Raw genomic sequence first — 25,492 nt, 5'->3', positions numbered from 1 at the left:
GTGTAGCGGCTCGCCCGCGGTCCCCTGCGGCCGGCCGGGGGAGTGCTGCCCAGTCATCTAGGAATCTTTCCTAAGTGGCTCTCTCCCGGAGGAAAATTCCCTTATCCACAAAGGTTGTGGATAAGTCTGTGGACGGGCCGGGGAGAGTGCTGTCAAAGCCCTGTCACAGTGGCCCTCGGGCACGTGCTGGGCAAAAAATAACCAGCAAAATTAGGACTTCGAAATCAAAGGCTTGCGGTAGCGTGCGTGACGGTGTTCACGTTCCACTCATGCTCCCCTAAGCGGCCTTGACAGTTCCACGACGCTGTGCAAAACCGCCTTGACAGGCAATCCCGGACGCCGATCTCTCAGTGGCCTGCGCCCATGACCGCAGCCACCGTCAGAACGATCCCCAGGAGCCAGAAGTAGCACCAGCCCACGCACCAGTATTTGAGCAGGGTCATCGGCCAGCCCTGGCGGTAGACGCGCTTCTGCATCACCAGAAGATAGGCGGGCATCCACAGCAGGACGGCGGTCTGCAGGTAGTTCACGCCGTGGCCGGCCCAGGCCGCGTGCGGTCGCAGCCACCCGGCAAGCATGCCCAGGAGAGTGGCCAGCAGGAGCGCAAGGAACAGGAAGGCATGGCTGTGCAGGGCGACGATGAGGTGTTCCATGTAGAGCCGGCGCCGGAAAAAATAGAACAGCTTCAGCAGCAGCGCGAAGAGCGGGATCATCACGACCATCGCTTGCGGCAGCACCGAGAAGACGCCCGTGGTCAGCCGGTCGCGGGCGGTTTGCCGCACCGCCGGGTCGCGATTGCTCAGTTCCTTCAGGTTCGCCAGCGTGCGCTGGACGTAGGTGTTCATGCGCTCGTTCACGAACGCGGGCAGCCAGGCGAACTCGATCTTCTTGCCGGCCAGTTTGCTCTCGACATGGGTCGGGCCAGAGGCCTTGTCCGAGGGCTTCGCCGGCGTCCGGACACTGGCTGCGGGCACCGGAGCGGCACCTGGCGCAAGCGGTGCGGCGCCCAGCGCGACCAGTCGCTTGTCGGCCATGGCGCGAAGCTGTCGCTCGCTCGTGTCCAGCGCAGGGTGCGCCACCGCCGGAGTCACCCTGCGCGAAACGGCCAGGCCGTCCAGCTGCTCGGCCAGTTGCGCGCGTACTTCCTGGGGCGTGCGGGCGTCGGCAAACGCGTCCTCGTCCACGTGCTGTGCATCGGCCAGGTTCACGCCCTGACCTTCCATCACCCTGTTCACCGCCAGGTGCATCGCGAAGAACGCCAGCAGGCACAGCACGAACATCAGCCGGAACGGCGCTACGTAGCGTTGCCGCCGGCCGGAGAAGTACTCCATGGTGAGGAAGCCGGGCCTGGTGAGCAGCGGCGGCACCGTGTGCAGGATGCGCCCGTCCACGTGCAGGAACATGTCCATGCCGTCCTCGAGCATGTGATGCACGGGCTTGAGCACGCTGTGCATGGATTGGCCGCAGTGGTGGCAGAACTCGCCCTCCAGCGGCGTGGCGCAGTTGGCGCAGTGCACTTTGCCGGCTTCGATCAGCTCGTTCATCGGGAGGCCGCCCCTGGGAAAGCGTGCGATCTTGGCACAGCGCGCCTGCCGGGGCAGCCCCGGCACTGGGCTAGAATGGCCCGCCATCCCTGGATGCCTGACCCATGAAGACCATCGACCGCGCGCGCATCGTGCACGAGGTCGGCGCCACCGTGCGCCTGGCCCTGCCGCTGGTGCTCGCGCAGCTGGCCGCGGTGGGCACCAACGTGGTCGATGCGCTGCTGTCCGGGCATTTCAGTGCGCACGTGCTGGGCGCGGTGGCGGTGGGCACCAGCGTGTGGTCGCTGGCGATCGTCAGCGGCATCGGCGTGATGATGGCGGTGCCGCCGTCGGTCGCGCAGCTCGATGGAGCCAACCGCCGCCACGAGGTGGGCGCGGTGTTCCGCCAGGCGCTGTGGCTGGCGGTGATCCTCGGCGCACTGCTGTGGTTCGGCGTGCGCCATGCCGGGCCGCTGGTCGACCTGATCGGCGTGACGCCGAGCCTGCGCCACGACGTCGTCGAATTCCTCCACGCGATCAGCTGGGGCGCGCCGGCGCTGGCCTGTTACTTCACCCTGCGCGGGCTGTCCGAGGGGCTGTCGCTGACGCGTCCGTCGATGATGTTCAGCCTTGGCGGCCTGGCCGTCCTGGCGCCGCTGGGCTACGTGTTCATGTTCGGCAAGCTGGGCCTGCCGCCGCAGGGCGCGCGCGGCTGCGGCATCGCCACCGCCCTGGTGCTGTGGCTGGAGATGCTGGGATTCCTCATCTACGTGCTGTGCCACCGCAACTACCGCGGGCTGAACCTGTTCGAGCATTTCGAATGGCCGCACTGGAAGCGCATCGGCGCGCTGCTGCACATCGGCCTGCCGATGGCGGTAACGCTGCTGGCCGAGGCCGGGCTGTTCGTGGCGACCGCGCTGCTGATCGGCACCATGGGCGAGAACGTGGTGGCCAGCCACCAGGTGGCGATCAACGTCGCCTCGGTGTTCTTCATGATCCCGCTGGGACTGGCCATGGCGATCACCGTGCGGGTCGGCAACGCGGTGGGTCGCGACGACGCTCGCGGCGTGCGCTACGCCGGTTTCTGCGGCATCGGCCTGGCTTTGCTGACCCAACTGCTCTCGGCCGCGGTGATGCTGGGCCTGCCGCATGCGATTGCCTCGCTGTACACGCGCAACGCGTCAGTGATCGACCTGGCCGCACAGTTGCTGGTGCTGGCGGGCCTGTTCCAGTTTTCCGACGGCATCCAGGTCGCTTCCAACGGTGCGCTCAGGGGCCTGAAGGACACCCGCGTGCCGATGGCGATCACACTGTTCGCCTACTGGGGCGTGGGCATGCCGGTGGGCTGGTGGCTGGCATTCCGGCACGGGCTGGGCGCGCGCGGCATGTGGATGGGGTTGATCGCGGGCCTCAGCGTGGCGGCGGTGCTGCTGTTCGCGCGCTTCGGGCGCAGCGCCTGGCGGCACCGCTGGCTGGCGACTCCCCCCGAAGACACCATGACGGTGCGTTCCCAAGCGGTTACGCTCAACGATCATCTCTAGCATCAGCGACAACGACCCATGAGCACCCCGCCGCCCCTGCGCCGCCCGAACGGATTCTGGGCCTTCCTTTGCGTGATCGGCCGCGGCTTCAACGTGGTGCGGCTGGTGATCCTCAACCTGGTGTTCTCCGTGCTGCTGTTCTTCGTGCTGCTGCTGCTCCTCGGCGGCGTGGCGGGCAGCCGCCTGGCGCACACCATCAAGGACTCCAGCGTGCTGGTGCTCCAGCCCAAGGGCGAGCTCGTCGAGCAGTACAGCATCGAGCCCCTGCAGCGCGCGCTGGAGAGCCTCTCCGGCGAGCCGCCCAAACAGGTGCAGATGCGCGATCTCGTCGGCGCCATCGACGCGGCGGCCAGGGACAAGCGGATCAGCCGGATCCTGCTGCTGCCGGACGAACTCAAGGGCGGCGGCTTCGCCGCGCTGCGCGAGGTGGGCGCGGCGCTGGACCGCTTCCGCGCCGCCGGCAAGCCGGTGATCGTGTGGGGCGTGAACCTCGACCAGGGTCAGTACTACCTGGCCGCGCACGCCGACCGCATCCTGCTCGACCCGCAGGGCGGAGTGATGATCACGGGTCTGGCGAGCTACCGGCTGTTCTACAAGGACCTGCTCGACAAGCTCGGCGTGGACGTGCACCTGTTCCGCGTCGGCCGCTACAAGAGCGCCGCGGAGCCCTACATCCTCGACCACGCCTCGGACGATTCCAAGGCGGCCGACCGCTTCTGGATGAGCGGGCTGTGGGACGAGTACATCGATGAGGTAGCCAGGCTGCGCCGGCTCGATCCGGCCACCTTCCGCGCCGACATCGACAACCTGCCTCAGGCGATCGAGCGCACCGGCGGCGACCTGGCCCAGCTGGCGCAGGACGAGCATCTGGTCGATGGCACCGCCACCCGCGCGCAACTCGACGCGATGATGCGCAAGGCCGGCGTGCCGGCCGGCGACAAGCCGCAGGAAGGCTTCCGCCAGGTGAGCCTGGCGCGCTACGTCGCCAACCTCGAACTCGACAACCCGTTCGCCTCGGGTGTGGCCGTGGTGGTGGCCGAGGGCGAGATCGTCGGCGGCCGGCAGCCGCAGGGCAGCGTCGGCGGCGAGTCGACCGCCGAGTTGATTCGCGCTGCACGACAGGATCGCCGGACCAAGGCGCTGGTACTCCGGATCAATTCCCCCGGGGGCGAGGTCTACGCCGCCGAGCAGATCCGCCGCGAAGTGGAGCTGACCCGCAAGGCCGGCATCCCGGTGGTGGTCTCGATGGGCAACGTGGCCGCCAGCGGCGGCTACTGGATCGCGATGGACGCCGATCGCATCTATGCCGACCCGAACACCATCACCGGTTCGATCGGCATCTTCGGCATGTACTACGCGGTGCCCGGCACGCTGGAGAAGATCGGCATCCACAGCGACGGCGTGGGTACCGGCCCGATGGCCGGCGCGTTCGACATCACCCGCCCGCTCGATCCGCAGGCGGGCCAGGTGATCCAGGCGATCATCAACAAGGGCTATCGCGACTTCGTCGGCAAGGTCGCCCAGGCACGCGGCAAGAACTTCGAGGCGATCGACGCGATCGCGCAGGGCCGCGTGTGGACCGGCCGCCAGGCGCTCGAGCGCGGTCTGGTCGACCAGCTCGGCGGCCTCGACGCCGCGCTCGACCAGGCGGCGGCGTTGGCGAAGCTGGGCAAGGGCTACCACGTGCACTACGTCGAGGCGCCGCTCGGTGGCCTGGAGCAGTTCGTGGTCGGCATGAACCAGAGCGCGATGGTGCAGATGGCGCAGGGCTACGGCCTGCGCCTGCCGACGTGGCTGGCCGAACTGCCCGAGCTGGCACCCGAACTCAAGTTGCTGCGCCACGCCCAGGCCGGTCGGCCGAACGTCTACGCCTACTGCTTCTGCGCTCCGCGCTGAGGGTGCCCCGGTTCCTTCCCCCGCGTTTGCGAGGGAAGGCTCGATGGCGGGGCTACTGCTCGGCCTCGTCCAGCGCCTTCTGCTGCTCCTTGGCGCGATCGTCGACCAGCTTCTGCACGTCCTTTGCCTTCTGTTCGTCCTTCTTCATGTCGTCCCACGGCGTGGCCACGCGCTTGGATGCGGCGGTGGCCTGCGGTTCGGGTGCCTTGTTCGAGCAGCCGGCCAGCGCGAGCAGGCAGGCCAGTGGCAGCAATGGCTTCATGGTGGTTTCCCCTTGTCGACCGGCCTGCAGTGTCCCGCCGCCGCGCGATGGCGGCAAGCGCATCGGCTAAGCTCTGCGCCCATGAACCTGCGCACCGACGCCTGGCAGCTCACCGGCCACACCGCCCTGATCACCGGCGCCAGCAAGGGCATCGGCCTGGCCGTCGCGCGCGAGCTCGGCGGGCTGGGCGCGGACCTGCTGCTGGTGGCCCGCGACGATGTCCACCTGGAACAGGTGCGCGCCGAACTGGCCGAGGACCTGCCCGGGCGCGAGGTGCTGGCCTTCGGTGCCGACCTGACCGAGGAGGAGGAACGCCTGGCGGTGTTCGACTGGATCGCCGACCTCGACGCGCCGGTCTCGCTGCTGGTCAACAACGCCGGCGGCAATGCGCCGGAAGCTACGCTCGCCTACGACAGCGCCGGCTACCGCGCGATCTTCGAGCAGAACCTGTTCAGCGCCTTCGAGATGTGCCGTCTGGCGCATCCGCACCTGGCCGAGCACGGCAACGCGGCGATCGTGAACGTCGGTTCGGTGTCGGGCGTGGTGCATGTGCGCACCGGCTCGCCCTACGGCATGGCCAAGGCCGCGCTGCACCAGCTCACCCGCAACCTGGCGGTGGAATGGGCGGTGGATGGCATCCGCGTGAACGCGGTGGCGCCCTGGTACATCCGCACGCAACGCTCGGAGCCGGCGCTGGCCGATGCGGACTACCTGGAGGAAGTGCTCGATCGCACGCCGCTCAAGCGCATCGGCGAGCCGGAGGAAGTGGCCGCCGCCGTGGCCTTCCTGTGCCTGCCCGCGGCCGGCTACATCACCGGCCAGGTGCTGGCGGTGGATGGCGGGTTTCTGAGCTTCGGCTTCTGACGTTCGCAGGGAGGGCTCCGGCCCATCCTGGGCGTCGCGATGAGCGGTGGGCCTGAAGCCCAACTTACAATGGCCGTCAGTCGCCGCAGTTGGTCAGTTGCGCCTGCAACTGCGCCTCGCGCTTCTCCAGCGGCGGGCGCTGGCTCTTGAAGGCGTTGCCGAGCTTGTGCTCGTTCTGGTCGTAAGCGTCCTGCAGGGCCTGGCAGGTTTCCTCGACGTCCATCTCGCGGCATTGGTCCTGTACCCAGACATAGTCGTTGGCGACCATCCCGGAGGTGACGCGCCCGCGGTTGGCCTCCGGCGCGGAAATGCCCGCCGCGCCACGGTCGGGGCCGTAGACATCCGACAGTGGCAGCTGTTCGGCGCCGAGCACGCCGTAGGGCGCCTGGTAAGGCGGCGGGTTGCCGTTGTCGCTCAGGTAGGTCTTGCCGTCGGTGGCGCGCACGCAGGTGTACATCAGCGGCAGGGGTGCGGAAGGGGCGCGAGCGGGTGGCGGCGCGGTGGGTTCCGGCGGCGCTTCGGAGGTTGGCGGGGCCGCTGGGCGTGACGCCGCGGGGGCGTCGGCGACCTGCATCGTGCGTTGCTGCTGGCCGGCGCCGCAGGGGGTGTCCTGGTAGATGACCCGGCCGTCGGCGGTGGTGCACTCGTAGATGGTGGTGGCCGCTGCATTGGCGCACCACGTCAGCCCGGCGAAAAGCAGGCCGAGGCCCAGCAGAATGGGAAAAGGCGGGCGGCGCATAAGGCGATTGTAGGACCGCGCGAGTGAACCGGACGGCCGAAATGCACTGCGCGGTCGCGCCGGAAGGGAAGGCCGGCCGCCGATCGCCTTGTCCCAACGATTCCCGCGAGCCTGACCCTCGCCTTGGTCTTCTGCCCCATTTCTGACCATGGATGGGGCGAGGGCGCAGACGCGGTTGAGGTTGAAGGCTAGAAATCGGGCTCGTGTTCTTCGGCGGCGAAGCCCAGCGTCACCGCGCCTTCGCCCACGTTGACCATGCCGGTGATGCTCATCGGCGCTTCGAGCAGGGACACGCCGGTTTCCTCGCATGCCCGGCGCAGGGCGTCGTAGCCGGGCAGCTTGGCCAGTTCGGCCAGGTTGCCGCCATAGCTGACGCAGACCACCGGCACCATCAGGCCGGCGCGTACGCGCCGGGTGGCATAGCCGAACAGCATCTCGGCACCGTGCTCGAAACCGCGCACCTTCCCGACCGGGCCGGTCTCGCCTCGGAAGCAGCGCAGCAGCGGCTTGATGTCCAGCGCCGTGCCGACCACCGCGCTGAACAGGCTGACGCTGCGGTCGCCGCGCTTGCGGGTGCGGCTGCGCAGGTGGTGCAGGTCGCGCGGCAGCATGTAACCGTAGGTATGGTTGGCGACCACGCCCAGGCGCTCGCGGATCGTCGGCGGCGCTTCGCCGGCCTGGATCAACCGCGTCGCCTCGAACACCGCGGGGCCTTCGCCGGCGAACACGTTGCGCGTGTCGACCACGCGCATCAGGAACGGGCCCGGCACGCCAGCGCGCTCGCGCACCTCGCGGTAGTTCTTGAGGATCGCGAAACTGGCCTTGAGCACGTGCTCGTGGATCGGGCTGCGCGTGGCGGTGATGGTCAGGCAGAAGACGCAGTCCTGCTCCAGCACCAGCTTGTCCAGGAACATCCGCTGTACGTCCTCGACCGAGCACGGTTCGGTCTCGGCCGCGTGGGTGCCGGCCAGCTTCATGTACAGGAAGCGGTCGATCTCCTCCTGGTTGCGGTCGTCCTTGAACACGCTCCCATCGAGCTTCACGATGATCGGCATCACCGCGATGTCGTGTTGCTCGAGGAACGCCTGCGGAAGGTCGCAGGACGCGTCGATAGCCAGCCCCATCCGCATGTGTCATTCCCCCTGGTCAATGACGCGCTGAACATAACACGCGCGTCAATATTGCGACTTGGGTCATGGTGCGCGGTTTCCACTCGGGTTAACGGCGGCTTGCACGCCCGCTTGAGTGACGATCCGTGGCACGCACCGTAGAATGCCCGCACTCGAATGGCTCCTGCCGGCGTGGCGTCGCCGGCGCGCGCATCGCGACCGCGGTGCGTTTCCCTTCGGATTCACCATGAAAGACAAGCAAGCGATCGTCTCCAACTGGCTGCCGCGTTATACCGGCACGCCGCTGGAACAGTTCGGCCAGCACATCCTGCTGACCAATTTCGGCCTGTACGTGGACCTGTTCGCGCAGTGGCATGGCGTGGAAGTGCAGGGCCGTGACCGGCCGATGCCCAACGCCACCGCCGACGGCATCACCCTGATCAACTTCGGCATGGGCAGCCCCAACGCCGCCACGGTGATGGACCTGCTCAGCGCGGTGCAGCCGCACGCGGCGCTGTTCCTGGGCAAGTGCGGCGGACTCAAGAAGAAGAACCAGCTCGGCGACCTGGTGTTGCCCATCGCCGCGATCCGCGGCGAGGGCACTTCCGGTGACTACCTCTTGCCCGAGGTGCCGGCGCTGCCGGCGTTCCAGTTGCAGCGCGCGGTATCGACAATGATCCGCGACCTCGGCCACGACTACTGGACCGGCACCGTCTACACCACCAACCGGCGCGTGTGGGAGCACGACGAGGCGTTCAAGGATTACCTGCGCCGCACCCGCTGCATGGCGGTTGACATGGAGACGGCCACGATCTTCGCGGCGGGCTTCGCCAACAAGATTCCCTGCGGCGCGCTGCTGCTGGTGTCCGACCAGCCGATGGTCCCCGAGGGCGTCAAGACCGAAGCCAGCGATCGAAGCGTGACCGAAAAGTACGTCGAGGCGCACATCCGCATCGGCATCGAGGCGCTCAAGCTGGTTCGCCGCAACGGGCGCAGCGTCAAGCACCTGCGGTTCGAGGACGAGATGGAAGGCGACTGATGCCTTTGGCGCCATCTCCTTCGAGGGGATGGCGCCAAAGGCGCGCAAGATTCTGCGCTGCGGATCGCGTCCGTATCGCGCCGCTTTCACCCGCAGATGACCGGCCGCGCGGCAAGGTGGTGGAGTCCGATCCCCAGCGCGTGTCGGCGTCGACGTTCCTCCGTTCCGCCGATCCTTGCCAGATCCCCACCGCTCTGACAGGCACGCGCTCCCCGCGCGAGGCGAACCCTTGCGCCCGTTTCGAGGCGCCACGCGCCCGCAAGGAGCCAGCACCCATGAGCGAAACCGTCGGCGACTTCATCCTGCAGCGCCTCACCGACTGGGGCATCCGGCGCATCTTCGGTTTCCCGGGTGATGGCATCAACGGGATCATGGGTGCGATGGGCCGCGCGGCGGAGCGCTTCGACTACGTGCGCGTGCGCCACGAGGAAATGGCCGCCTTCATGGCCGGCGCGCACGCCAAGTTCACCGGCGAGATCGGCGTGTGCATGGCCACCTCCGGTCCCGGCGCGATCCATCTGCTCAATGGCCTGTACGACGCGCAGATGGACCACATGCCGGTGCTGGCGATCGTCGGCCAGTCCGCGCGCAGCGCCATCGGCAGCGATTACCAGCAGGAAGTCGACCTGCAGGTGCTGTTCCAGGACGTTTGCGGTTACGTCGAGACAGTGTTCTCGCCGGTGCAGGTGCGCCAGGTGATGGACCGGGCGATCCGCATCGCGGCCGCGCGGCGAACCGTCACCTGCGTGATCGTGCCCAACGACATCCAGGAACTGCCGGCGGTCAGGCATCCGCCGCGCAAGCACAACGACGTCTACACCGGCGTGGGCTACGCCAACCCGTGCCCGGTGCCCGGCGACGAAGACATCAAGCGCGCCGCCGACATCCTCAACGCCGGCCGCAAGGTGGCGATCCTCATCGGCGCCGGCGCCATGCACGCGGGCGACCAGGTGGTCGCTGTCGCCGATCGGCTCGACGCCGGCATCGCCAAGGCGCTGCTCGGCAAGGCCGCGCTGCCGGACGACCTGCCGTTCGTCACCGGTTCGATCGGCCTGCTGGGTACGAAGCCCAGTTGGGACATGATGAACGACTGCGACACGCTGCTGATGGTCGGCACCACCTTTCCGTATTCGGAGTTCCTGCCCGAGGAAGGCCAGGCGCGCGCGGTGCAGATCGACATCGATCCGCGCAACGTGTCGATGCGCTATCCGACCGAAGTGAACCTGATCGGCGACAGCGCGCAGGTGCTCGAGCGCCTGCTGCCGCTGCTGCGGCCGAAGGAAAACCCGGACTGGCGCGAGCGCATCGAACTGAACGTGCGCAAATGGTGGCGCGACCTCGAAGCCAAGGCGATGCAGCCGGCCAACCCGATCAACCCGCAGCGCATCTTCTGGGAGCTGTCCCCGCGCCTGCCCGACAACACCATCATCTGCGGCGACTGCGGCTCGCACACCAACTGGTATGCGCGCGACGTGAAGATCCGCAAAGGCATGATGGCCTCGCTCTCGGGCAAGCTCGCCACCATGGGCAGCGGCATGCCCTACGCGATCGCGGCCAAATTCGCCTATCCCGAGCGTCCGGTGCTGGCGATCGTCGGCGACGGCGCGATGCAGATGAACGGCAATGCCGAGCTGATCACCGTCAAGCAATACTGGAAGAAGTGGTCCAACCCCTGCTTCGTGGTGATGGTGCTGCACAACGACGACCTGAACCAGGTGACCTGGGAGCAGCGCGCGTTGGGCGGCGATCCGAAGTTCTCCGAGTCGCAGGACGTGGAGGAATTCTCCTACGCCAGATACGCCGAGCTACTCGGCTTCAAGGCGATCCGCGTCGACCGGCCGGAGGACCTGGGCACCGCGTGGGAGCAGGCGTTCGCCGCCGACCGGCCGGTACTGCTGGACATCATCAGCGACCCGGACGTCCCGCCACTGCCGCCGCACATCACCTGGAAACAGGCCAGGGACTACATGACCGCACTGGCCAAGGGCGATCCTGACGAGGGCGGCATCATCAAGCAGAGCCTGCGCCAGGTGCTGGCCGGCATACTGCCGAACCATTCGCAATGAACGGCGTACGGCCCGCGCCCGTCGCGACCGTTCCCGCAACGCGCCGCATCGCCCGCATCGAAGTGGATGCCTATCGCATTCCCACCGATGCGCCGGAAGCCGATGGCACCATCGCCTGGGATGCGACCACCATGGTGCTGGCGCGGGTCTCGGCCGGTGGGCACACCGGCCTGGGCTGGACCTATGCGCACGCCGCCGCGGGGGCGGTGATCGCCGACCCGCTGCGCGACGTGCTGCTCAACCAGGACATCGACGACATCCCCGGCGCGTGGGCTTCCATGAACCGCGCCTTGCGCAACGTCGGTCGGCCCGGCGTGGGGTTGATGGCGATCGCCGCCGTCGACGTCGCGCTGTGGGACCTCAAGGCACGCCTGCACGGCACCTCGGTGGTGCGCCTGATGGGCCGCGCGCGCGAGGCGGTGCCGGTGTACGGCAGCGGCGGTTTCACCTCCTATTCGATCGGGCGCCTGCAGGAACAGCTCGCCGGCTGGGTTGGCGAGGGCATGGCGAGGGTCAAGATGAAGGTCGGCAGCCATCCGGATGACGATCCGACGCGCGTGCACGCCGCGCGCGAAGCGATCGGTCCGGCCGTCGAGCTGATGGTCGATGGCAACGGTGCCTACGAACGCAAGCAGGCGCTGGCGCTGGCCGAGGGCTACGCCCGCGAAAGCGTGGGCTGGTTCGAGGAACCGGTGTCCTCCGACGACCTCGAAGGGCTGCGCCTGCTGCGCGACCGTGCGCCGGCCGGCATGGACATCGCCGCCGGCGAGTACGGCTGGGACGCCTGGTACTTCCGCCGCATGCTCGAGGCCGGCGCCGTGGACGTACTGCAGATCGACGGCACCCGCTGCGGCGGCTTCACCGGCTTCCTGCACGCCGCCTCGCTGGCGCACGGCTTCGGCATACCCGTATCCGCGCATTGCGCGCCGCACCTGCATGCGCACGTGTGCAGCGCGGTGGGGCACCTCAAGCATGTGGAGTACTTCCACGACCACGCGCGCATCGCGTCGATGTTCTTCGACGGGCTGCCCGCGCTGCGCGATGGCGCGCTGGTGGTCGACGCGGACGCGCCGGGCCTGGGCCTGACCTTCAAGCAACGCGACGCGGAGCGTTTTCGCGTCGCCCCGGAAGAACTCCTGACATGACTGCCAGCATGCTCCGTCGCCAAACAAGCCGCACCCTCAAAGAAGACCCGCGCGCCCTGCCATGGATCAGTTCGCACAGCGCCGCGGGCCGGCTTGGCGGGAGCGCACCCGGCGCGCAACCGCCCGGAACGTCAGGCCCACAGTCGCGCACAAAGCGGGCTCCCATGGGAGAGCCATCGGCTTCGCCGGCTTCGTTGCGCGGAGGGGTGAGCGCATGACCAGGCAGCGACAGCACGGCTCCGTCCCCTCGTTTCCGCGCCAATCCGACGCCTCCGGCGCCGAGGCGGCCGCGTCGTCCACCGACGGCCGCGGCCGGCAGGAAAGCCGCCGCGACGCCGCCGTGTTTCCGCTGGCGCCGCCCCGCGTGCGCCACTCGCACAGCAACCGCTTCGCCTTCTCCAGCGCCGCCGCCGCGGTGCTGGCGCAAGACCTGGCGGCGAGCCTGGACGGCGAGGTCTGCTTCGACGACGGCAGCCGCGCGCTCTACGCCACGGACGGCTCGATCTATCGCCAGGTGCCGATCGGCGTGGTCAAGCCGCGCCACGCCCGCGACGTGATCGAAACCCTGCGCATCTGCCGCGAACACGATGCGCCGGTGCTCTCGCGCGGCGGCGGCACCAGCCTGGCGGGCCAGTGCTGCAACACCGCGGTCGTGATGGACTTTTCCTACCACCTCAACCAGATCATCGCGATCGACCCGGACCTACGCCGTGCACGCATCGAACCGGGCTGCGTGCTGGACGACCTGCGCGACGAGGCGGAAAAACACCACCTGACCTTCGGCCCCGATCCCTCCACCCATGCGCACAACACGCTGGGGGGCATGATCGGCAACAACTCCTGCGGCGTGCACTCGGTGATGGCCGGGCGCACCGCCGACAACGTGCATGCGCTGGAGATCGTCACCTACGACGGCCTGCGCATGCGCGTCGGTCCAACCAGCGAGGAGGAACTGGAGCAGATCATCCGCGAGGGTGGACGGCGCGGCGAGATCTACGCGGGCCTCAAATCCATCCGCGACCGCTACGCGGACCTGGTCCGCGCGCGCTATCCGAAGATCCCGCGCCGCGTGTCCGGCTACAACCTGGACGAACTGCTGCCTGAGAATGGTTTCAACGTGGCGCGGGCGCTGGTCGGCACGGAAGGCACCTGCGTGACCATCCTGGAGGCCGAGGTGCGCCTGGTGCCGAGCCCGCCGGTGCGCTCGCTGCTGGTGCTCGGCTACCCGGACGTCTTCGAGGCCGGCGACCACGTGCCGCAGATCCTGTCCTTCGGCCCGACGGGCCTGGAAGGCATCGACGATGCGCTGATCGCCGACATGAAGCGCAAGGACATGCACCCGAAGGACCGCGCCCTGCTGCCGCCCGGAGGCGGCTGGCTGATGGTCGAGTTCGGCGGCGACTCCAAGGATGAGGCCGACGGCAAGGCCCGCAAGCTGATGCAAGCGCTCAAGGCCGAAGAGCACCCGCCGAGCATGAAGCTGTTCGACGACCCGGCCGAGGAGGCCATGCTGTGGACGATCCGCGAGTCGGGCCTGGGCGCCACCGCGCGCGTTCCCGGCCAGCCGGACGGCCATCCCGGCTGGGAGGACGCCGCGGTACCGCCGGACAAGGTCGGTCCGTACCTGCGTGACTTCCGCAAGCTGCTGGCCAAGTACACCTATACCTGCGCGCTGTACGGCCATTTCGGCGATGGCTGCATCCATTGCCGCATTGCCTTCGACCTCTCCACGCCCGAGGCGGTGGCGCAGTGGCGCGCCTTCATGGACGAAGCCTCCGACCTGGTGTTGTCCTACGGTGGCTCGCTCTCGGGCGAGCATGGCGACGGACAGGTGCGTGCCTCGTTCCTGCCCAAAATGTTCGGCGACGAACTGGTCCAGGCGTTCGGCGAATTCAAGGCGCTGTGGGATCCGCGCGGGCGCATGAATCCCGGCAAGGTGGTCGATCCCAACCCGATGGACGCCGACCTGCGCGATGGCCCCGGCTACCAGCCGCCCAAGCTCAAGACCGCATTCGCCTTTCCCGCCGACGGCATGAGCTTCGCCCAGGCCGCGCGCCGCTGCGTGGGCGTGGGCAATTGCCGCAACAAGCACAAGAACGTGATGTGCCCGAGCTACCGCGCCACCCACGAGGAGAAGTGGAGCACGCGCGGGCGCTCGCACCTGCTGTTCGAGATGCTCGAAGGCGATCCGCTCAAGGACGGCTGGCGCAGCGAGGCGGTACGCGACGCGCTGGACATGTGCTTGGCCTGCAAGGGCTGCAAGAGCGACTGCCCGGTCAACGTGGACATGGCCACCTACAAGGCCGAGTTCATGCACCATCATTACGAAGGTCGCCTGCGCCCGCGCGCAGCCTACGCGATGGGGCGCATCTTCGACATCGCCCGCGTCGCGTCGCACGTGCCGTGGCTTGCCAACGCGATCCTGCAGACGCCGGGCCTTTCGCACCTGGCCAAGGCGATCGGCGGCATCGCCCAAAAGCGCACGATGCCACGCTTCGCCAGCGAGACCTTCCGCGACTGGTTCGCCGCCCGCGAGAAGTCCCGCATGCGCGGCCCGGACGTGCTGCTGTGGCCGGACACCTTCAACAACTACCTGCACCCCGACCCGCTCAAGGACGCGGTCGGCGTGCTGGAGGCGGCCGGCTACCGCGTGGTGGTACCGCAGGCGACGCTGTGCTGCGGGCGTCCGCTGTATGCCGAGGGCATGCTGGACAAGGCACGCGCGCAGCTGTCGGACATCCTCGATGCGCTCTCGCCGTACATCGACCGCAGCGTGCCGGTGATCGGGCTCGAGCCCTCCTGCGTGGCGGCGTTCCGCGACGAGTTGCCCAACCTGTTCCCGGGCGACGAACGCGCCCACTGGCTCTCGCGCAACACCTTCCTTTTCAGCGAATACCTCGACCGCGTGGGCTACGCGCCGCCGCAGCTCAAGCGCAAGGCGCTGGTGCACGCGCACTGCCACCACCACGCGCTGATCGGCACCGATGCGGAGAAGCGGCTGCTCGCCAAGGCAGGGCTGGACTTCGAACTTCTCGATGCCGGCTGTTGCGGCATGGCCGGCTCGTTCGGTTTCGACGCGAAGAAGGTCGACGTCTCCCTCGCGATCGGCGAGCTGGAACTGCTGCCGGCCATCCGCGCGGCCGATCCGGACACGCTGATCATCACCAACGGTTTTTCCTGCCGCCAGCAGATCGGGCAATGCACCGGCCGCACCGCCCTGGACGTGTCGCAGGTACTGGCGATGGCGCTGGCGCAGGGAACGTCCAACCTCGACCCGATCCCCCGACGCGAGCGCGAAGCGTCGCTTCCCTCGGCGCGGCCGGAGCCGGGGCGCGGGGGCGAGGGGTGGGGCGGAAGGTGAGGGTGGACGCCGCGCCCGTCGATCCTGCTCCAACCGGCCGACCACAACGCGGGAGCGCCAACCCATGCACTACCAACTGATCCACGAGGACGACACGCGGACCTGGGCCGTCGTGCTCGAAACCGGCGACGAGGCCAACGCCTGCCTCCTCGCCTTCGCCAGGGCGCAGCAGCTGTCGGCCGCGCACCTGACCGCCATCGGCGCCTTCGAGCGCGCGGTGCTGGGCTATTTCGACTGGGACACCAGGGACTACAAACGCAACGCCGTCGACGAGCAGGTGGAAGTGGTCTCGCTGATCGGCGATGTGGCGCTCAAGGACGGCGAGCCCAAGCTGCACATGCACGCGGTGCTGGGCCGGGCCGACGCCCGCGCGCTGGGCGGCCACCTGCTGGAGGGCCACGTGCGGCCCACGCTGGAAGTGATCGTCACCGAGGCGCCCGCGCACCTGCGCCGCCGCCACGACCCGGTCTCGGGTCTTGCATTGATCCACCTCGACAAGGAGCTGCCATGACCACCCCAGAACCGATCGGCCAGCGCCGCTGGGCCATCGCCGAGGGCTACATCCCGCCCGGCGGCACGCATGCCGACGACCCGCGTTTCCTCAGCCACGAAACCGCCTGTCTGCTCAACACCAACGCGCAGGACGCGCAGGTGACCCTCACCATCTACTTCAAGGATCGCGACCCGGCCGGTCCCTACCGCGTCACCGTGCCAGCGCGGCGCACGCTGCACCTGCGCTTCAACGACCTGACCGATCCGGAGCCGATCCCGCGCGACACCGACTACTCCAGCGTGATCGAGTCCGACGTCCCGATCGTGGTGCAGCACACGCGCCTGGATTCTCGCCAGGCCGCGCTCGCGCTGCTCTCGACCATCGCCTACAGCTGATCGCCTTGTACGAGCACCCGAGGGTGTTCGTACAGACAACGAGGAGCCGCACCATGAAAAAACCCGAAGTCGTCGTGATCACCGGCGCCTCCGCCGGCGTCGGTCGCGCCACCGCCCACCGCTTCGCCCGCGACGGCGCGCGCATCGCCCTGATCGCGCGCGGCAGCGAGGGCCTGGAGGTCGCCGCCGAGGAAGTGCGGCGGCTGGGTGGCGAGGCGTTGCCGATCCCGCTGGATGTTTCCGACGCCGACGCGATCGAGGCGGCTGCCGCGCGCGTCGAGCAGGAGCTCGGCCCGATCGACATCTGGATCAACGATGCCATGGCGACCATCTTCGCGCCGGTCCACCAGATCAGCCCGGCGGAGTTCCGCCGCGCCACCGAGGTCACTTACCTGGGCACCGTGTACGGCACCATGGCGGCGCTCAAGCGCATGCGCGAGCGCGGCCGCGGCACCATCGTGCAGGTGGGTTCGGCGCTGGCGTACCGGGCGATACCGTTGCAGGCGCCCTACTGCGGCGCCAAGTTCGCCATCCGCGGCTTCACCGACGCGCTGCGCGTGGAATTGATGCACGAGCGCAGCGACATCCACATCACGATGGTGCAGCTGTCCGCCTTCAACACGCCGCAGTTCCAGTGGGGCCGCACCAAATTGCCACGGCGGCCGCAGCCGGTGCCGCCGATCTTCCAGCCGGAGGTCGCGGCCAGGGGCATCCACTGGGCCGCGCATCATCGCCGGCGCGAACTCAACGTGGGCTTTCCCGCGGTCAAGGCGATCCTCGGCAACAAGCTGTTCCCCAAGCTGGGCGACCGCCGCCTGGTCAAGCTCGGCTACGCCGGCCAGATGGGCCAGCTGCCGTTGCCGGAAGACCGGCCGGACAACCTGTACGAAGCGGTGCCCGAGGATTACGGCACGCACGGCCGCTTCGATGCGCGCTCCAGGGCGTACAGCCTGCAGTTGTGGGCCACGACGCACCGCGGCCTGCTCGCCGCCGGCGTACTGGCGGCAGGGGCGCTGTTGTGGGCGGGAAGCCGCGGCCTGCGCCGGGCGGAGCACCGGTAGGGTGGGCTTCAGCTCACCGCCAAGGTGCGCGAAAGGTGGGCCGTGGCCCACCCTGCGACATCAATAGCGCGGCACCGAGGGATCGATCTCGCGCGCCCACGCGTCCATGCCGCCCTCGACGTTGAACACGTCGGTGAACCCGTGCGCCGCGAAGCGCTCCGCCACGCCGCGGCTGGAGTTGCCGTGGTGGCAGATGAAGGCGATCGCCGTGTCCTTCGGCAGCGCGGCCAGCGCGTCGTAGCCTTCGTCCTCCAGCACGCGAGCCTGCGCCAGCGACGGGGCCTGGGCGCGGCCGGCGGCCGGGCGCACGTCGACCAGCAGCACGCTGCCGTCGGCCAGGCGTGCTTTCAATTCCTGCACGCTGAGCGACTTGATCTCCTGCGCGCCGGGGAATTTCAGGCTCAGGCCTTCGCCCTGCACGGTAGAGACCCAGTCGATCACGATGCCCTTGGCGCGCTGCGCGCTGCCCGGGTCGAAATGGACCTCGATGCCGTTGGCGGTCACCACGATGTCGTGGTCGCCGGCCGGCGCCAGCTGGAAGCCGGCACTGTGGTCCGGACCGATCTCCAGGTGCAGCGCCAGGCCCTGCGCATTGGCGATGCCGTTGCGGATGGCTTCGGCCGCCTTGTCGGTAATCGTGATTTCCGGCGGCGTGCGGTCCGGCGGCGTGGCGCCGAACAGCGAATGCAGCTCGCCGCTGGCGTACATCTGGCGGATGATGTCGGCGCCGCCGACCAGCTCGCCCTCGACGTACAACTGCGGGATCGTCGGCCAGTCGCCGAACACCTTGATGCCCTCGCGGATCTCCGGGTCGTCCAGCACGTTGACCGTGTGGTATTCGGGCAAGAGTTCGTTGAGCGTGTTGGTCGCGGCGGCGGAGAAGCCGCACATCGGCTGGCGACGGTCGCCCTTCATGAACAGCACCACGCGGTGGTCCTTGAGCAGGGTTTCGATGCGTTCGCGGGTGGCAGGGTCGAGGGACATGGGAAAGCTCCGGCAAAGAGGGCCAATGATACGCCCCGCAGGTGGGAGCGGTGCCAGGCGATCCCAATCGCCGCGCTATTTCACCGCAGCGGCGGCGACCGGCAGGATCGCATCGGTCCACAGCGCGTATTGCGCGGCGCCGGGGTGCAGGCCGTCGTCGGCCACCAGTTCCGGATGGCGGCGGGAGATGGGTGTGATGTCCACCCAGCGCGCGCCCACGCGGCCGGCCTCGTCGCGGGCGATCGCGTTGTACACGTCCAGGGCATGGGCGATCTGCGCCGCGTCGCGACCCTGCTCGCGGGCGAAACGGGTGACGCCCCAGTCGGGAATCGACACCACCACCACGTGCCCTGCAAGGCCACCCGCCAGTTCGATCGCCCGCCGGAGCAGGCCGCCGAACTGGGTGCGGAATTCGCCGGCGGCGCGTCCCCGGTACTGGTTGTTGACGCCGATCAACAGGGTGACCAGGTCGTAGGGCGGCGTGAGAGTGGCCGCGTCCATCCCGGCGCAAAGCTCGTCGGTGGTCCACCCGGTCACGGCAATGATCTGCGGGTCGTCGATGGCCACGCCACGCGCGCGCAGCTGGTGCACCAGTTGCGCGGGCCAGCGGTTGGCGGCGGGGACGGCTTCACCGATGGTGTAGGAATCGCCCAGGGCAAGGTAGTGCAGGGGCATGGCAGCTCTCCGGTGGGTGGGTCCTTCGACTCCGGCGCTGGCCACGAACCTCGCGCCCGAACCCTTCTCCCGAGGGAGAAGGGCTTTGGATCAGGCGATGGCCGACTCCCGCGCCTGCTCCTGCGCCATGCGCGAGAGCACCCGCTCGATCCGCATGAACACCTCGGCCAACTGGTCCGGCGGCGGCAGCAGGGTCAGCCGGAAGTGGCGGCTCTGCGGCACGTTGAAGCTGGACCCGGGCACGACCAGCACCGCTTCCTCCTCCAGCAGGCGCAGCGCAAACGCGTTGTCGTCGAACCGCGGCAGGCGCTCGGCACGAACCTGCGGGAACGCGTACAGCGCGCCTGCGGGAGCGACCAGGTCGAGAAACCCGCTCGCCGCCACGCCTTCCAGCACCGCGCGACGCGCTTCGTGCAGGCGCCCGCCGGCGGCGGTGAGGGCGGCAATCGTGGTGCGACCGGTCAATGCCGGCTCGACCGCCCACTGCGCGGTGACGTTGGCGCACAGGCGCAGCGCCGCCAGCAGCTGCAGCGCATCGCGGTAGGCGCCGGTGCGCGCCGGGTCGCCGGACAGGCTCAGCCAGCCGACGCGGTAGCCGCAGGCGCGGTGCACCTTCGACAGGCCGCCGAAGCTCAGGCACGGATGCGCGCCGGCGACCTCGGCCAGCGGCTGGAATGGCGCGTCGTCGTAGAGGATCTCGTCGTAGATCTCGTCTGCGAACAGCAGCAGGTCGTGGCGCTGGGCGATCGCCACCAGCTGTTGCAGCAGCGCGCGCGGATACACCGCGCCGGTGGGGTTGTTCGGGTTAATCAACACCAGCGCGCGGGTGCGCGAAGTGATCAGCGACTCGAGTTCTTCCGGATCGGGCAGGTGCGCGTTCTGCGCCAGGCAGCGGTAATAGCGCGGGCTTCCGCCGTTCAGGATGGTTGCCGCGCTCCACAGCGGATAGTCCGGACTGGGCAGCAGCACCTCGTCGCCGGGCTGCAGCAGCGCGCGCAACGACAGGTCGATCAGCTCGCTGACGCCGTTGCCGATGAAGATGCGCTCCACCGCCACGCCCTGCGCGCCGCGCGCGCGTTGCTGCGCGGCGATCGCCTCGCGCGCCTCGTCCAGGCCCTGTTCGTGGCCGTAGCCCTCGCTGTCGGCCAGGTGTGCGGCGATCGCCTGGCGCAGGTGGCCCGGCGTCTCGAAGCCGTAGCGGGCCGGGTTGCCGATGTTGAGCTTGACGATGGCGCGGCCGGCCGACTCCAGTTCGCGGGCGCGGCGGGTGAGTGCGCCGCGGATCTCGTAGCGGACGTCGGCGAGGTGGGGGCTGGGGGTGATCGACGCGGAAAGGGACGGAACCGGCACGGGGTCCTCTGCGGGGCCTTGTAAAGCCGCCGATGCTAGCAGCGCGGGGTACGCGGCGGACACCGCCGAGGCAGGGCATAATTGGGAACCTATGAGCGATGCCGCGACCATCGAACGCCTGCGCCACATCGGTTGGCGCGGCGACCTGCCACCTGGCGGACACCGCATCGCGCGCGTGGTGGCGCAGCATCGCGCCGGCTACGAACTGCACGACGGCCAGGCCGTGTTCGGCGCGCAGCCGGCCGGGCATTTCCTCAAGCGCACCCTCGATCCGGCCGACCGCCCCGCGGTAGGCGACTTCGTCCAGGTGGAGGAGGGCCGGCCGCCGCACATTCTCAACGTGCTGGCGCGGCGCAGCGTGCTTTCGCGCGCCGCGGCGGGCGAGCGCTACGAGCGGCAGATCATCGCCACCAACATCGACTACGTGCTGGTGCTCACCGGGCTGGACAACGATTTCAATCCGGCGCGCATCGAGCGCTACCTCTCGCTGATCGAGGACTCCGGCGCGAAAGCGGTGGTGCTGCTGAGCAAGCTCGATCTGCAGGCCGATGGCGATGCGCGCCTGGGCGCGCTGCGCGAGCGCCTGCCCGAAGCCACGCCGGTCCACGCCATCAACGGCAAGGATCCGACCAGCGCCGAGCTGCTCGCGGGTTACCTGGGGCCTGGCGACAGCGCGGTGCTGGTCGGATCCTCCGGCGCCGGCAAGTCCACCCTGACCAACACCTTGCTCGGCACCGAACGCATGGCCACCGGCGCGGTGCGCGAGCACGACAGCCGCGGCCGCCACACCACCACCCATCGCGCGCTGCTGATGCTGCCCACGGGCGGTTGCCTGATCGACACGCCGGGCATGCGCGAACTCAAGCTCACCGGCGAGGAAAACCTCGACCTGTTTGCCGACATCGAGGCGCTGGCCGAAACCTGCCGCTTCGCCGATTGCGGCCACGGCAGCGAGCCCGGCTGCGCGGTGCAATCGGCACTGGACTCCGGCGACCTGACCGCCGAGCGCTGGCGCAATTACCTCAAGCTGCGCGACGAGCGCGAGGAGCAGGCGGCGACGCTGGAGGCGCGCCTGCGCCGCCAGCGCGGCGGCCGTCCGCCGGACCGTCCGCACGGACATCGTGGCCGGCGCGAGCGGGAGTAGGGCGCGGCATGCACGGCACCTGCGTCAGTCCGAATCGTCCCTGCACCGCGTGTGCGCAGATGCCACGATGAACGTCGACGCATCCGCCCGCCGGCACTACGCCGCGCTCGACCAGCGCCTGCTCGCCGCCACCCGCACCATCAACATCCTGCCCACGGTGAGCTGGCCGGCCTCGCTGGAGCAGCGCATGATCGCCGCCTACGACAAGGGCGATTTCGCGTTGCCGGAGGTGCATTACGTCCGGCCGGACCTGGCCGCGGTGCGTACCGAGCTGGTCGCGATCGAGCGCGAAGCCGAGGTGCTGCTGGCCGGCGACCCGATCGGCGACTACCTGTGCCGCACCGCCGCTTCCTGGCGCGTGGCCGCCGAGATGCTCGAGGCAGTCGGCAGCGGCGGCGTCACCGCGCCGTCGATCGCCCTGTACGGGCGGCCGGGCGATGCGATACCGGGCAGCGAGAACAGCAACCTGGACGCAGCGCGGTACTTCGTCGAGCTGTCCGACGAACTCGGCGCCGACTTGCTCTCCGACACGGTCGGCATGAATCTCTCCGCCGAAGAACTGTGCACGGACCTGGGCCAGGTCCTGGACGGCTTCTTCGGCCCCGGACGGATCGCGGTGGAAGTCGACCCCGAGCTCACCGCCAAGGCCGCCGCCGGCGCCACGCGCATCCGCCTGCGCGGCGGTGCGCACTTCAGCGAGTACGATCGCCACCAGCTGCTGGCGCACGAGGCGTTCGTGCATTCGCTCACCGCGCTCAACGGCCGCGAGCAGCCCTTGCTCGGCTCGCTGGCGCGCACCTCGCCACGCGTCACCGCCACGCAGGAAGGGCTGGCGGTGTTCGCCGAGCTGATTTCCGGCGCCATCGACATCGCCAGGCTCAAACGCATCAGCCTGCGCATCCTGGCGATCGACATGGCGCTCAACGGGGCCGATTTCGTCGAGGTCTACAAATACTTCCGCCATTGCGGGCAGGGCACGGCCGACAGTTTCCACTCGGCGCAACGGGTGTTCCGCGGCGTGCCGCTGACCGGCGGCGCGGTGTTCGCCAAGGACAACGTCTACTTGTCCGGCCTGCTCACCGTGCACACCTTCTTCCGCTGGGCGTTCAAGCAACAGCGCATGGACCTGTTGCGCTACCTGTTCGCCGGCAAGCTGGCGCTGCACGACGTGATCACCCTGCAGCCGCATTTCGAGGCCGGCACCCTGCTGCCGCCGCGCTGGCTGCCACCGTGGATGCAGCGCGTGCATGGTCTGGCCGGCAAGCTCGCCTTCTCCTTGTTCGTCAACGGCATCCACATGGGGCAGGTGCAGGCAGACGAACTGAATCTGCGGCTCTGAGCGCCTTCGGACGCGCCTGACCGACGATGGGTGGGCCTGGGCCCACCTTTTGCGCACCGTGGCGGCGGGCTGAGGCCCACGAGCGGGCTTCCACAGGGGCGCCGGCAGGCTCGCAGGCGACCTGCCTGTTACCATGTGAGACCGCTTCCCCTCGCAGAAAAAAGCCGCCACCCATGGCCCATCCCGACGACCTGCGCCACGCCGCGCTCGAGTATCACCGCCATCCCCGCCCGGGCAAGATCAAGGTCACCGCGACCAAGGCGATGGTGACGCAGCGCGACCTGGCGCTGGCCTACTCGCCCGGCGTGGCCTACGCCTGCGAGGCGATCGTCGAGGACCCGCAGGCGGCCAGCCAGATGACCGCGCGCGGAAATCTGGTGGCGGTGATCACCAACGGCACCGCGGTGCTCGGCTTGGGCGATATCGGTCCGCTGGCCGGCAAGCCGGTGATGGAAGGCAAGGGCGTGCTGTTCCAGAAGTTTGCCGGCATCGACGTGTTCGACATCGAGCTGAACGAGCGCGACCCCGACAAGCTGGTCGACATCATCGCCGCGATGGAGCCGACCTTCGGCGGTATCAACCTGGAAGACATCAAGGCGCCGGAGTGCTTCATCGTCGAGCGCAAGCTGCGCGAGCGGATGAACATCCCGGTGTTCCACGACGACCAGCACGGCACCGCGATCATCGTTGGCGCCGCCGTGCTCAATGCGCTGGAAGTGGTCGGCAAGAAGATCGGGGACGTCAAACTCGCCACCACGGGCGCCGGCGCGGCCGGCATCGCCTGCCTGGACATGCTGGTGGCGCTCGGCGTGAAACCGGAGAACATCCTGGCGTTCGACCGCGAGGGCGTGATCCACACCGGCCGCCCGGGCCTGGATCCGGACAAGGCACGCTACGCGCGCGACACCGACAAGCGCTCGCTGGCCGATATCGTGGACGGCGCCGACGTGTTCCTGGGCCTCTCCGCCGGTGGCATCCTCAAGCCGGAAATGGTCGCGACCATGGCCGAGCGCCCGGTGATCCTGGCGCTGGCCAATCCCAACCCGGAAATCCTGCCCGAGGACGCCAAGCGCGTGCGGCCGGACTGCATCATCGCCACCGGCCGATCGGACTACCCGAACCAGGTCAACAACGCGCTGTGCTTCCCGTACATCTTCCGCGGCGCGCTGGACGTGGGCGCCACCGGGATCAACGAGGCGATGAAGCTCGCCTGCGTGCGCGCGATCGCTGCGCTGGCGCGGATGGAGGCCTCCGACCTTGCCGGCGCCTACGGCGGCGAAGTGCCCTCGTTCGGCGCCGACTACCTGATTCCGCGGCCGTTCGACCCGCGCCTGCTGGTGATGCTGGCGCCTGCGGTGGCGCAGGCGGCGATGGATTCGGGGGTCGCCGCGCGACCGATCGAGGACATGGACGCCTACCGCGAGAAGCTCGGCCAGTTCATCTACCGCACGAGCCTGCTGATGAAGCCGGTGTACGAGCGGGCGCGCACGGACCTCAAGCGCGTGGTCTATGCCGAGGGCGAGGAAGAAACCGTGCTGCGCGCCGTGCAGACGGTGATCGACGAGAAGCTCGCCTTCCCGATCCTGATCGGCCGGCCGGACGTGATCGCCCAGCGCATCGAGCGGCTCGGCCTGCGCATCCGCGAGGGCGTGGATTTCGAGCTCACCAACATCAACGACGACCCGCGCTTCAACGACTACTGGCAGCAGTACCACGCACTGACCGAGCGCCGTGGCGTCACCCCGGCCGCGGCCAAGAACCTGCTGCGCTCGCGGCCGACGCTGATCGCCGCGCTGATGGTCGAGCGTGGCGAGGCTGACGCGATGATCTGCGGCCTGGTCGGGCGCTACCACAAGAAGCTCGGCTACCTGCGCAGCGTGTTCGGCCTGGATCCGAACGTGCAGTGCACCTCGGCGATGAGCGGCGTGATCAATGACCTGGGCGCCTGGTTCTTCGTCGACACCCACGTACAGGTCGACCCGACCGCCGAGCAGATCGCCGAGGCCACGCTGCAGGCGAGCTACCGCCTGAAGCTGTTCGGCATCGTGCCGAAGGTGGCGCTGCTCTCGCATTCGAACTTCGGAAGCCACGACAACCCCAGCGCCGCCAAGATGCGCAAGGCCTACCAGCTGATCCGCGAGCATGCGCCGCGGCTGGAGATCGATGGCGAGATGCAGGCCGACACCGCCTGGGACGAGGCGCTGCGCCAGCGCATCTTCCCCCACAGCACGCTCACCGGCCGCGCGAACCTGTTCGTGCTGCCGAACCTGGACGCGGCCAACATCGTCTACAACATGGTCAAGGTGATGACCGGCGGCGTGGCGATCGGCCCGATCCTGATGGGCGTGGACAAGAGCGCGCACATCCTTACTCCCGCCTCGACCGTGCGCCGGGTGGTCAACATGACCGCGCTCGCGGCGGTGGACGCGCAGCTGCGCGGTTCGGGCCGCACGACCGGCGCGGAAGCCTGGCGGAGCATGCGCTAACGCAACCGCGGCCGGTACGG

At 68.9% G+C, this 25,492-nt stretch carries 20 protein-coding genes; 13 read left to right on the top strand and 7 right to left on the bottom strand.

Annotation, left to right across the window (positions count from 1 at the left end; genetic code table 11):
• Positions 1 to 347 precede the first annotated feature (347 nt).
• Positions 348 to 1,544, bottom strand: coding sequence for a DUF3667 domain-containing protein (locus tag ACFWZ4_RS06720; RefSeq protein ID WP_439703958.1), 1,197 nt, complete (start codon positions 1,542 to 1,544; stop codon positions 348 to 350).
• 104 nt (positions 1,545 to 1,648) lie between these two features.
• Here ACFWZ4_RS06720 and ACFWZ4_RS06715 point away from each other — a divergent pair, with 104 nt between their 5' ends.
• Together ACFWZ4_RS06715 and sppA are read left to right on the top strand one after the other, a co-directional pair.
• Complete coding sequence (locus ACFWZ4_RS06715) at positions 1,649 to 3,064, top strand: MATE family efflux transporter (RefSeq protein ID WP_439703957.1); 1,416 nt, start codon at positions 1,649 to 1,651, stop codon at positions 3,062 to 3,064.
• 18 nt (positions 3,065 to 3,082) lie between these two features.
• Positions 3,083 to 4,960 carry a signal peptide peptidase SppA gene (gene sppA, locus ACFWZ4_RS06710; protein WP_439703956.1) on the top strand — a complete coding sequence of 626 codons (1,878 nt, stop codon included), beginning with the start codon at positions 3,083 to 3,085 and terminating at the stop codon, positions 4,958 to 4,960.
• 52 nt (positions 4,961 to 5,012) lie between these two features.
• Here the strand turns inward: sppA and ACFWZ4_RS06705 are convergent, their stop codons facing one another.
• The gene (locus ACFWZ4_RS06705; RefSeq protein ID WP_439703955.1) at positions 5,013 to 5,222 is read right to left on the bottom strand and encodes a hypothetical protein; all 210 of its coding nucleotides are present in this window, start codon (positions 5,220 to 5,222) and stop codon (positions 5,013 to 5,015) included.
• An 81-nt stretch (positions 5,223 to 5,303) separates the two neighbouring features.
• Between ACFWZ4_RS06705 and ACFWZ4_RS06700 the strand changes: the two genes are divergently transcribed.
• Complete coding sequence (locus tag ACFWZ4_RS06700) at positions 5,304 to 6,086, top strand: SDR family oxidoreductase (RefSeq protein ID WP_439703954.1); 783 nt, start codon at positions 5,304 to 5,306, stop codon at positions 6,084 to 6,086.
• A gap of 76 nt (positions 6,087 to 6,162) precedes the next feature.
• On the opposite strand, the gene ACFWZ4_RS06695 is transcribed toward ACFWZ4_RS06700, so the two are convergent.
• Positions 6,163 to 6,825: a DUF4124 domain-containing protein gene (locus ACFWZ4_RS06695; RefSeq protein ID WP_439703953.1), complete on the bottom strand. Its 663-nt coding sequence runs from the start codon at positions 6,823 to 6,825 to the stop codon at positions 6,163 to 6,165.
• Positions 6,826 to 7,013: 188 nt separating this feature from the next.
• The gene (locus ACFWZ4_RS06690) at positions 7,014 to 7,955 is read right to left on the bottom strand and encodes a DegV family protein (RefSeq protein ID WP_439703952.1); all 942 of its coding nucleotides are present in this window, start codon (positions 7,953 to 7,955) and stop codon (positions 7,014 to 7,016) included.
• Positions 7,956 to 8,181: 226 nt separating this feature from the next.
• Between ACFWZ4_RS06690 and ACFWZ4_RS06685 the strand changes: the two genes are divergently transcribed.
• From ACFWZ4_RS06685 to ACFWZ4_RS06655, 7 genes are all read left to right on the top strand, one after another.
• Positions 8,182 to 8,973 carry an AMP nucleosidase gene (locus tag ACFWZ4_RS06685; RefSeq protein ID WP_231323102.1) on the top strand — a complete coding sequence of 264 codons (792 nt, stop codon included), beginning with the start codon at positions 8,182 to 8,184 and terminating at the stop codon, positions 8,971 to 8,973.
• 275 nt (positions 8,974 to 9,248) lie between these two features.
• Entirely contained in the window at positions 9,249 to 11,039 is a 1,791-nt protein-coding gene (locus ACFWZ4_RS06680; RefSeq protein WP_439703951.1) for a thiamine pyrophosphate-requiring protein, read from the top strand.
• Entirely contained in the window at positions 11,036 to 12,184 is a 1,149-nt protein-coding gene (locus ACFWZ4_RS06675; protein ID WP_439703950.1) for an enolase C-terminal domain-like protein, read from the top strand. The genes ACFWZ4_RS06680 and ACFWZ4_RS06675 overlap by 4 nt, the downstream gene beginning before the upstream one ends.
• 214 nt (positions 12,185 to 12,398) lie before the next feature.
• Positions 12,399 to 15,545, top strand: a complete 3,147-nt coding sequence (locus tag ACFWZ4_RS06670) for an FAD-binding and (Fe-S)-binding domain-containing protein (protein WP_439703949.1) — start codon at positions 12,399 to 12,401, stop codon at positions 15,543 to 15,545.
• Positions 15,546 to 15,609: 64 nt separating this feature from the next.
• The gene (locus tag ACFWZ4_RS06665) at positions 15,610 to 16,056 is read left to right on the top strand and encodes a PPC domain-containing DNA-binding protein (RefSeq protein WP_439703948.1); all 447 of its coding nucleotides are present in this window, start codon (positions 15,610 to 15,612) and stop codon (positions 16,054 to 16,056) included.
• The gene (locus tag ACFWZ4_RS06660) at positions 16,053 to 16,433 is read left to right on the top strand and encodes a sensory rhodopsin transducer (RefSeq protein WP_231323112.1); all 381 of its coding nucleotides are present in this window, start codon (positions 16,053 to 16,055) and stop codon (positions 16,431 to 16,433) included. The genes ACFWZ4_RS06665 and ACFWZ4_RS06660 overlap by 4 nt, the downstream gene beginning before the upstream one ends.
• Before the next feature lie 53 nt (positions 16,434 to 16,486).
• Positions 16,487 to 17,494, top strand: a complete 1,008-nt coding sequence (locus ACFWZ4_RS06655; protein ID WP_439703947.1) for an SDR family oxidoreductase — start codon at positions 16,487 to 16,489, stop codon at positions 17,492 to 17,494.
• Between the two features lie 60 nt (positions 17,495 to 17,554).
• On the opposite strand, the gene grxD is transcribed toward ACFWZ4_RS06655, so the two are convergent.
• The 3 genes from grxD to ACFWZ4_RS06640 all read right to left on the bottom strand — a co-directional run bounded on the left by grxD (position 17,555) and on the right by ACFWZ4_RS06640 (position 20,503).
• A complete protein-coding gene (gene grxD, locus ACFWZ4_RS06650) occupies positions 17,555 to 18,478 on the bottom strand; it encodes a Grx4 family monothiol glutaredoxin (protein WP_439703946.1) in 924 nt (307 codons plus the stop codon).
• Between the two features lie 75 nt (positions 18,479 to 18,553).
• The gene (locus ACFWZ4_RS06645; RefSeq protein WP_439703945.1) at positions 18,554 to 19,153 is read right to left on the bottom strand and encodes an SGNH/GDSL hydrolase family protein; all 600 of its coding nucleotides are present in this window, start codon (positions 19,151 to 19,153) and stop codon (positions 18,554 to 18,556) included.
• Positions 19,154 to 19,243: 90 nt separating this feature from the next.
• Positions 19,244 to 20,503 carry an aminotransferase class I/II-fold pyridoxal phosphate-dependent enzyme gene (locus tag ACFWZ4_RS06640; protein ID WP_439703944.1) on the bottom strand — a complete coding sequence of 420 codons (1,260 nt, stop codon included), beginning with the start codon at positions 20,501 to 20,503 and terminating at the stop codon, positions 19,244 to 19,246.
• A gap of 91 nt (positions 20,504 to 20,594) precedes the next feature.
• On the opposite strand from ACFWZ4_RS06640, the gene rsgA reads away from it, so the two are divergent.
• The 3 genes from rsgA to ACFWZ4_RS06625 all read left to right on the top strand — a co-directional run bounded on the left by rsgA (position 20,595) and on the right by ACFWZ4_RS06625 (position 25,472).
• Entirely contained in the window at positions 20,595 to 21,647 is a 1,053-nt protein-coding gene (gene rsgA, locus ACFWZ4_RS06635; RefSeq protein ID WP_439703943.1) for a ribosome small subunit-dependent GTPase A, read from the top strand.
• A 67-nt stretch (positions 21,648 to 21,714) separates the two neighbouring features.
• Positions 21,715 to 22,986 carry a flavohemoglobin expression-modulating QEGLA motif protein gene (locus ACFWZ4_RS06630; RefSeq protein WP_439703942.1) on the top strand — a complete coding sequence of 424 codons (1,272 nt, stop codon included), beginning with the start codon at positions 21,715 to 21,717 and terminating at the stop codon, positions 22,984 to 22,986.
• Between the two features lie 173 nt (positions 22,987 to 23,159).
• A complete protein-coding gene (locus ACFWZ4_RS06625) occupies positions 23,160 to 25,472 on the top strand; it encodes an NADP-dependent malic enzyme (protein ID WP_439703941.1) in 2,313 nt (770 codons plus the stop codon).
• Positions 25,473 to 25,492: the final 20 nt, after the last annotated feature.

Source organism: Frateuria sp. GZRe12 (assembly GCF_051900535.1).
Taxonomy (GTDB): domain Bacteria; phylum Pseudomonadota; class Gammaproteobacteria; order Xanthomonadales; family Rhodanobacteraceae; genus Frateuria_A.
The sequence above is the reverse complement of the archived record's forward strand: the minus strand, read 5'-3'. Positions and strand labels throughout refer to the sequence as shown.

Excerpts from the sequence above, each read along its gene's own strand:
- ACFWZ4_RS06720 (WP_439703958.1), bottom strand. The coding sequence starts at position 1,544 with ATGAACGAGCTGATCGAAGCCGGCAAAGTGCACTGCGCCAACTGCGCC.
- ACFWZ4_RS06715 (WP_439703957.1), top strand. The coding sequence starts at position 1,649 with ATGAAGACCATCGACCGCGCGCGCATCGTGCACGAGGTCGGCGCCACC.
- sppA (WP_439703956.1), top strand. The coding sequence starts at position 3,083 with ATGAGCACCCCGCCGCCCCTGCGCCGCCCGAACGGATTCTGGGCCTTC.
- ACFWZ4_RS06705 (WP_439703955.1), bottom strand. The coding sequence starts at position 5,222 with ATGAAGCCATTGCTGCCACTGGCCTGCCTGCTCGCGCTGGCCGGCTGC.
- ACFWZ4_RS06700 (WP_439703954.1), top strand. The coding sequence starts at position 5,304 with ATGAACCTGCGCACCGACGCCTGGCAGCTCACCGGCCACACCGCCCTG.
- ACFWZ4_RS06695 (WP_439703953.1), bottom strand. The coding sequence starts at position 6,825 with ATGCGCCGCCCGCCTTTTCCCATTCTGCTGGGCCTCGGCCTGCTTTTC.
- ACFWZ4_RS06690 (WP_439703952.1), bottom strand. The coding sequence starts at position 7,955 with ATGCGGATGGGGCTGGCTATCGACGCGTCCTGCGACCTTCCGCAGGCG.
- ACFWZ4_RS06685 (WP_231323102.1), top strand. The coding sequence starts at position 8,182 with ATGAAAGACAAGCAAGCGATCGTCTCCAACTGGCTGCCGCGTTATACC.
- ACFWZ4_RS06680 (WP_439703951.1), top strand. The coding sequence starts at position 9,249 with ATGAGCGAAACCGTCGGCGACTTCATCCTGCAGCGCCTCACCGACTGG.
- ACFWZ4_RS06675 (WP_439703950.1), top strand. The coding sequence starts at position 11,036 with ATGAACGGCGTACGGCCCGCGCCCGTCGCGACCGTTCCCGCAACGCGC.
- ACFWZ4_RS06670 (WP_439703949.1), top strand. The coding sequence starts at position 12,399 with ATGACCAGGCAGCGACAGCACGGCTCCGTCCCCTCGTTTCCGCGCCAA.
- ACFWZ4_RS06665 (WP_439703948.1), top strand. The coding sequence starts at position 15,610 with ATGCACTACCAACTGATCCACGAGGACGACACGCGGACCTGGGCCGTC.
- ACFWZ4_RS06660 (WP_231323112.1), top strand. The coding sequence starts at position 16,053 with ATGACCACCCCAGAACCGATCGGCCAGCGCCGCTGGGCCATCGCCGAG.
- ACFWZ4_RS06655 (WP_439703947.1), top strand. The coding sequence starts at position 16,487 with ATGAAAAAACCCGAAGTCGTCGTGATCACCGGCGCCTCCGCCGGCGTC.
- grxD (WP_439703946.1), bottom strand. The coding sequence starts at position 18,478 with ATGTCCCTCGACCCTGCCACCCGCGAACGCATCGAAACCCTGCTCAAG.
- ACFWZ4_RS06645 (WP_439703945.1), bottom strand. The coding sequence starts at position 19,153 with ATGCCCCTGCACTACCTTGCCCTGGGCGATTCCTACACCATCGGTGAA.
- rsgA (WP_439703943.1), top strand. The coding sequence starts at position 20,595 with ATGAGCGATGCCGCGACCATCGAACGCCTGCGCCACATCGGTTGGCGC.
- ACFWZ4_RS06630 (WP_439703942.1), top strand. The coding sequence starts at position 21,715 with ATGAACGTCGACGCATCCGCCCGCCGGCACTACGCCGCGCTCGACCAG.
- ACFWZ4_RS06625 (WP_439703941.1), top strand. The coding sequence starts at position 23,160 with ATGGCCCATCCCGACGACCTGCGCCACGCCGCGCTCGAGTATCACCGC.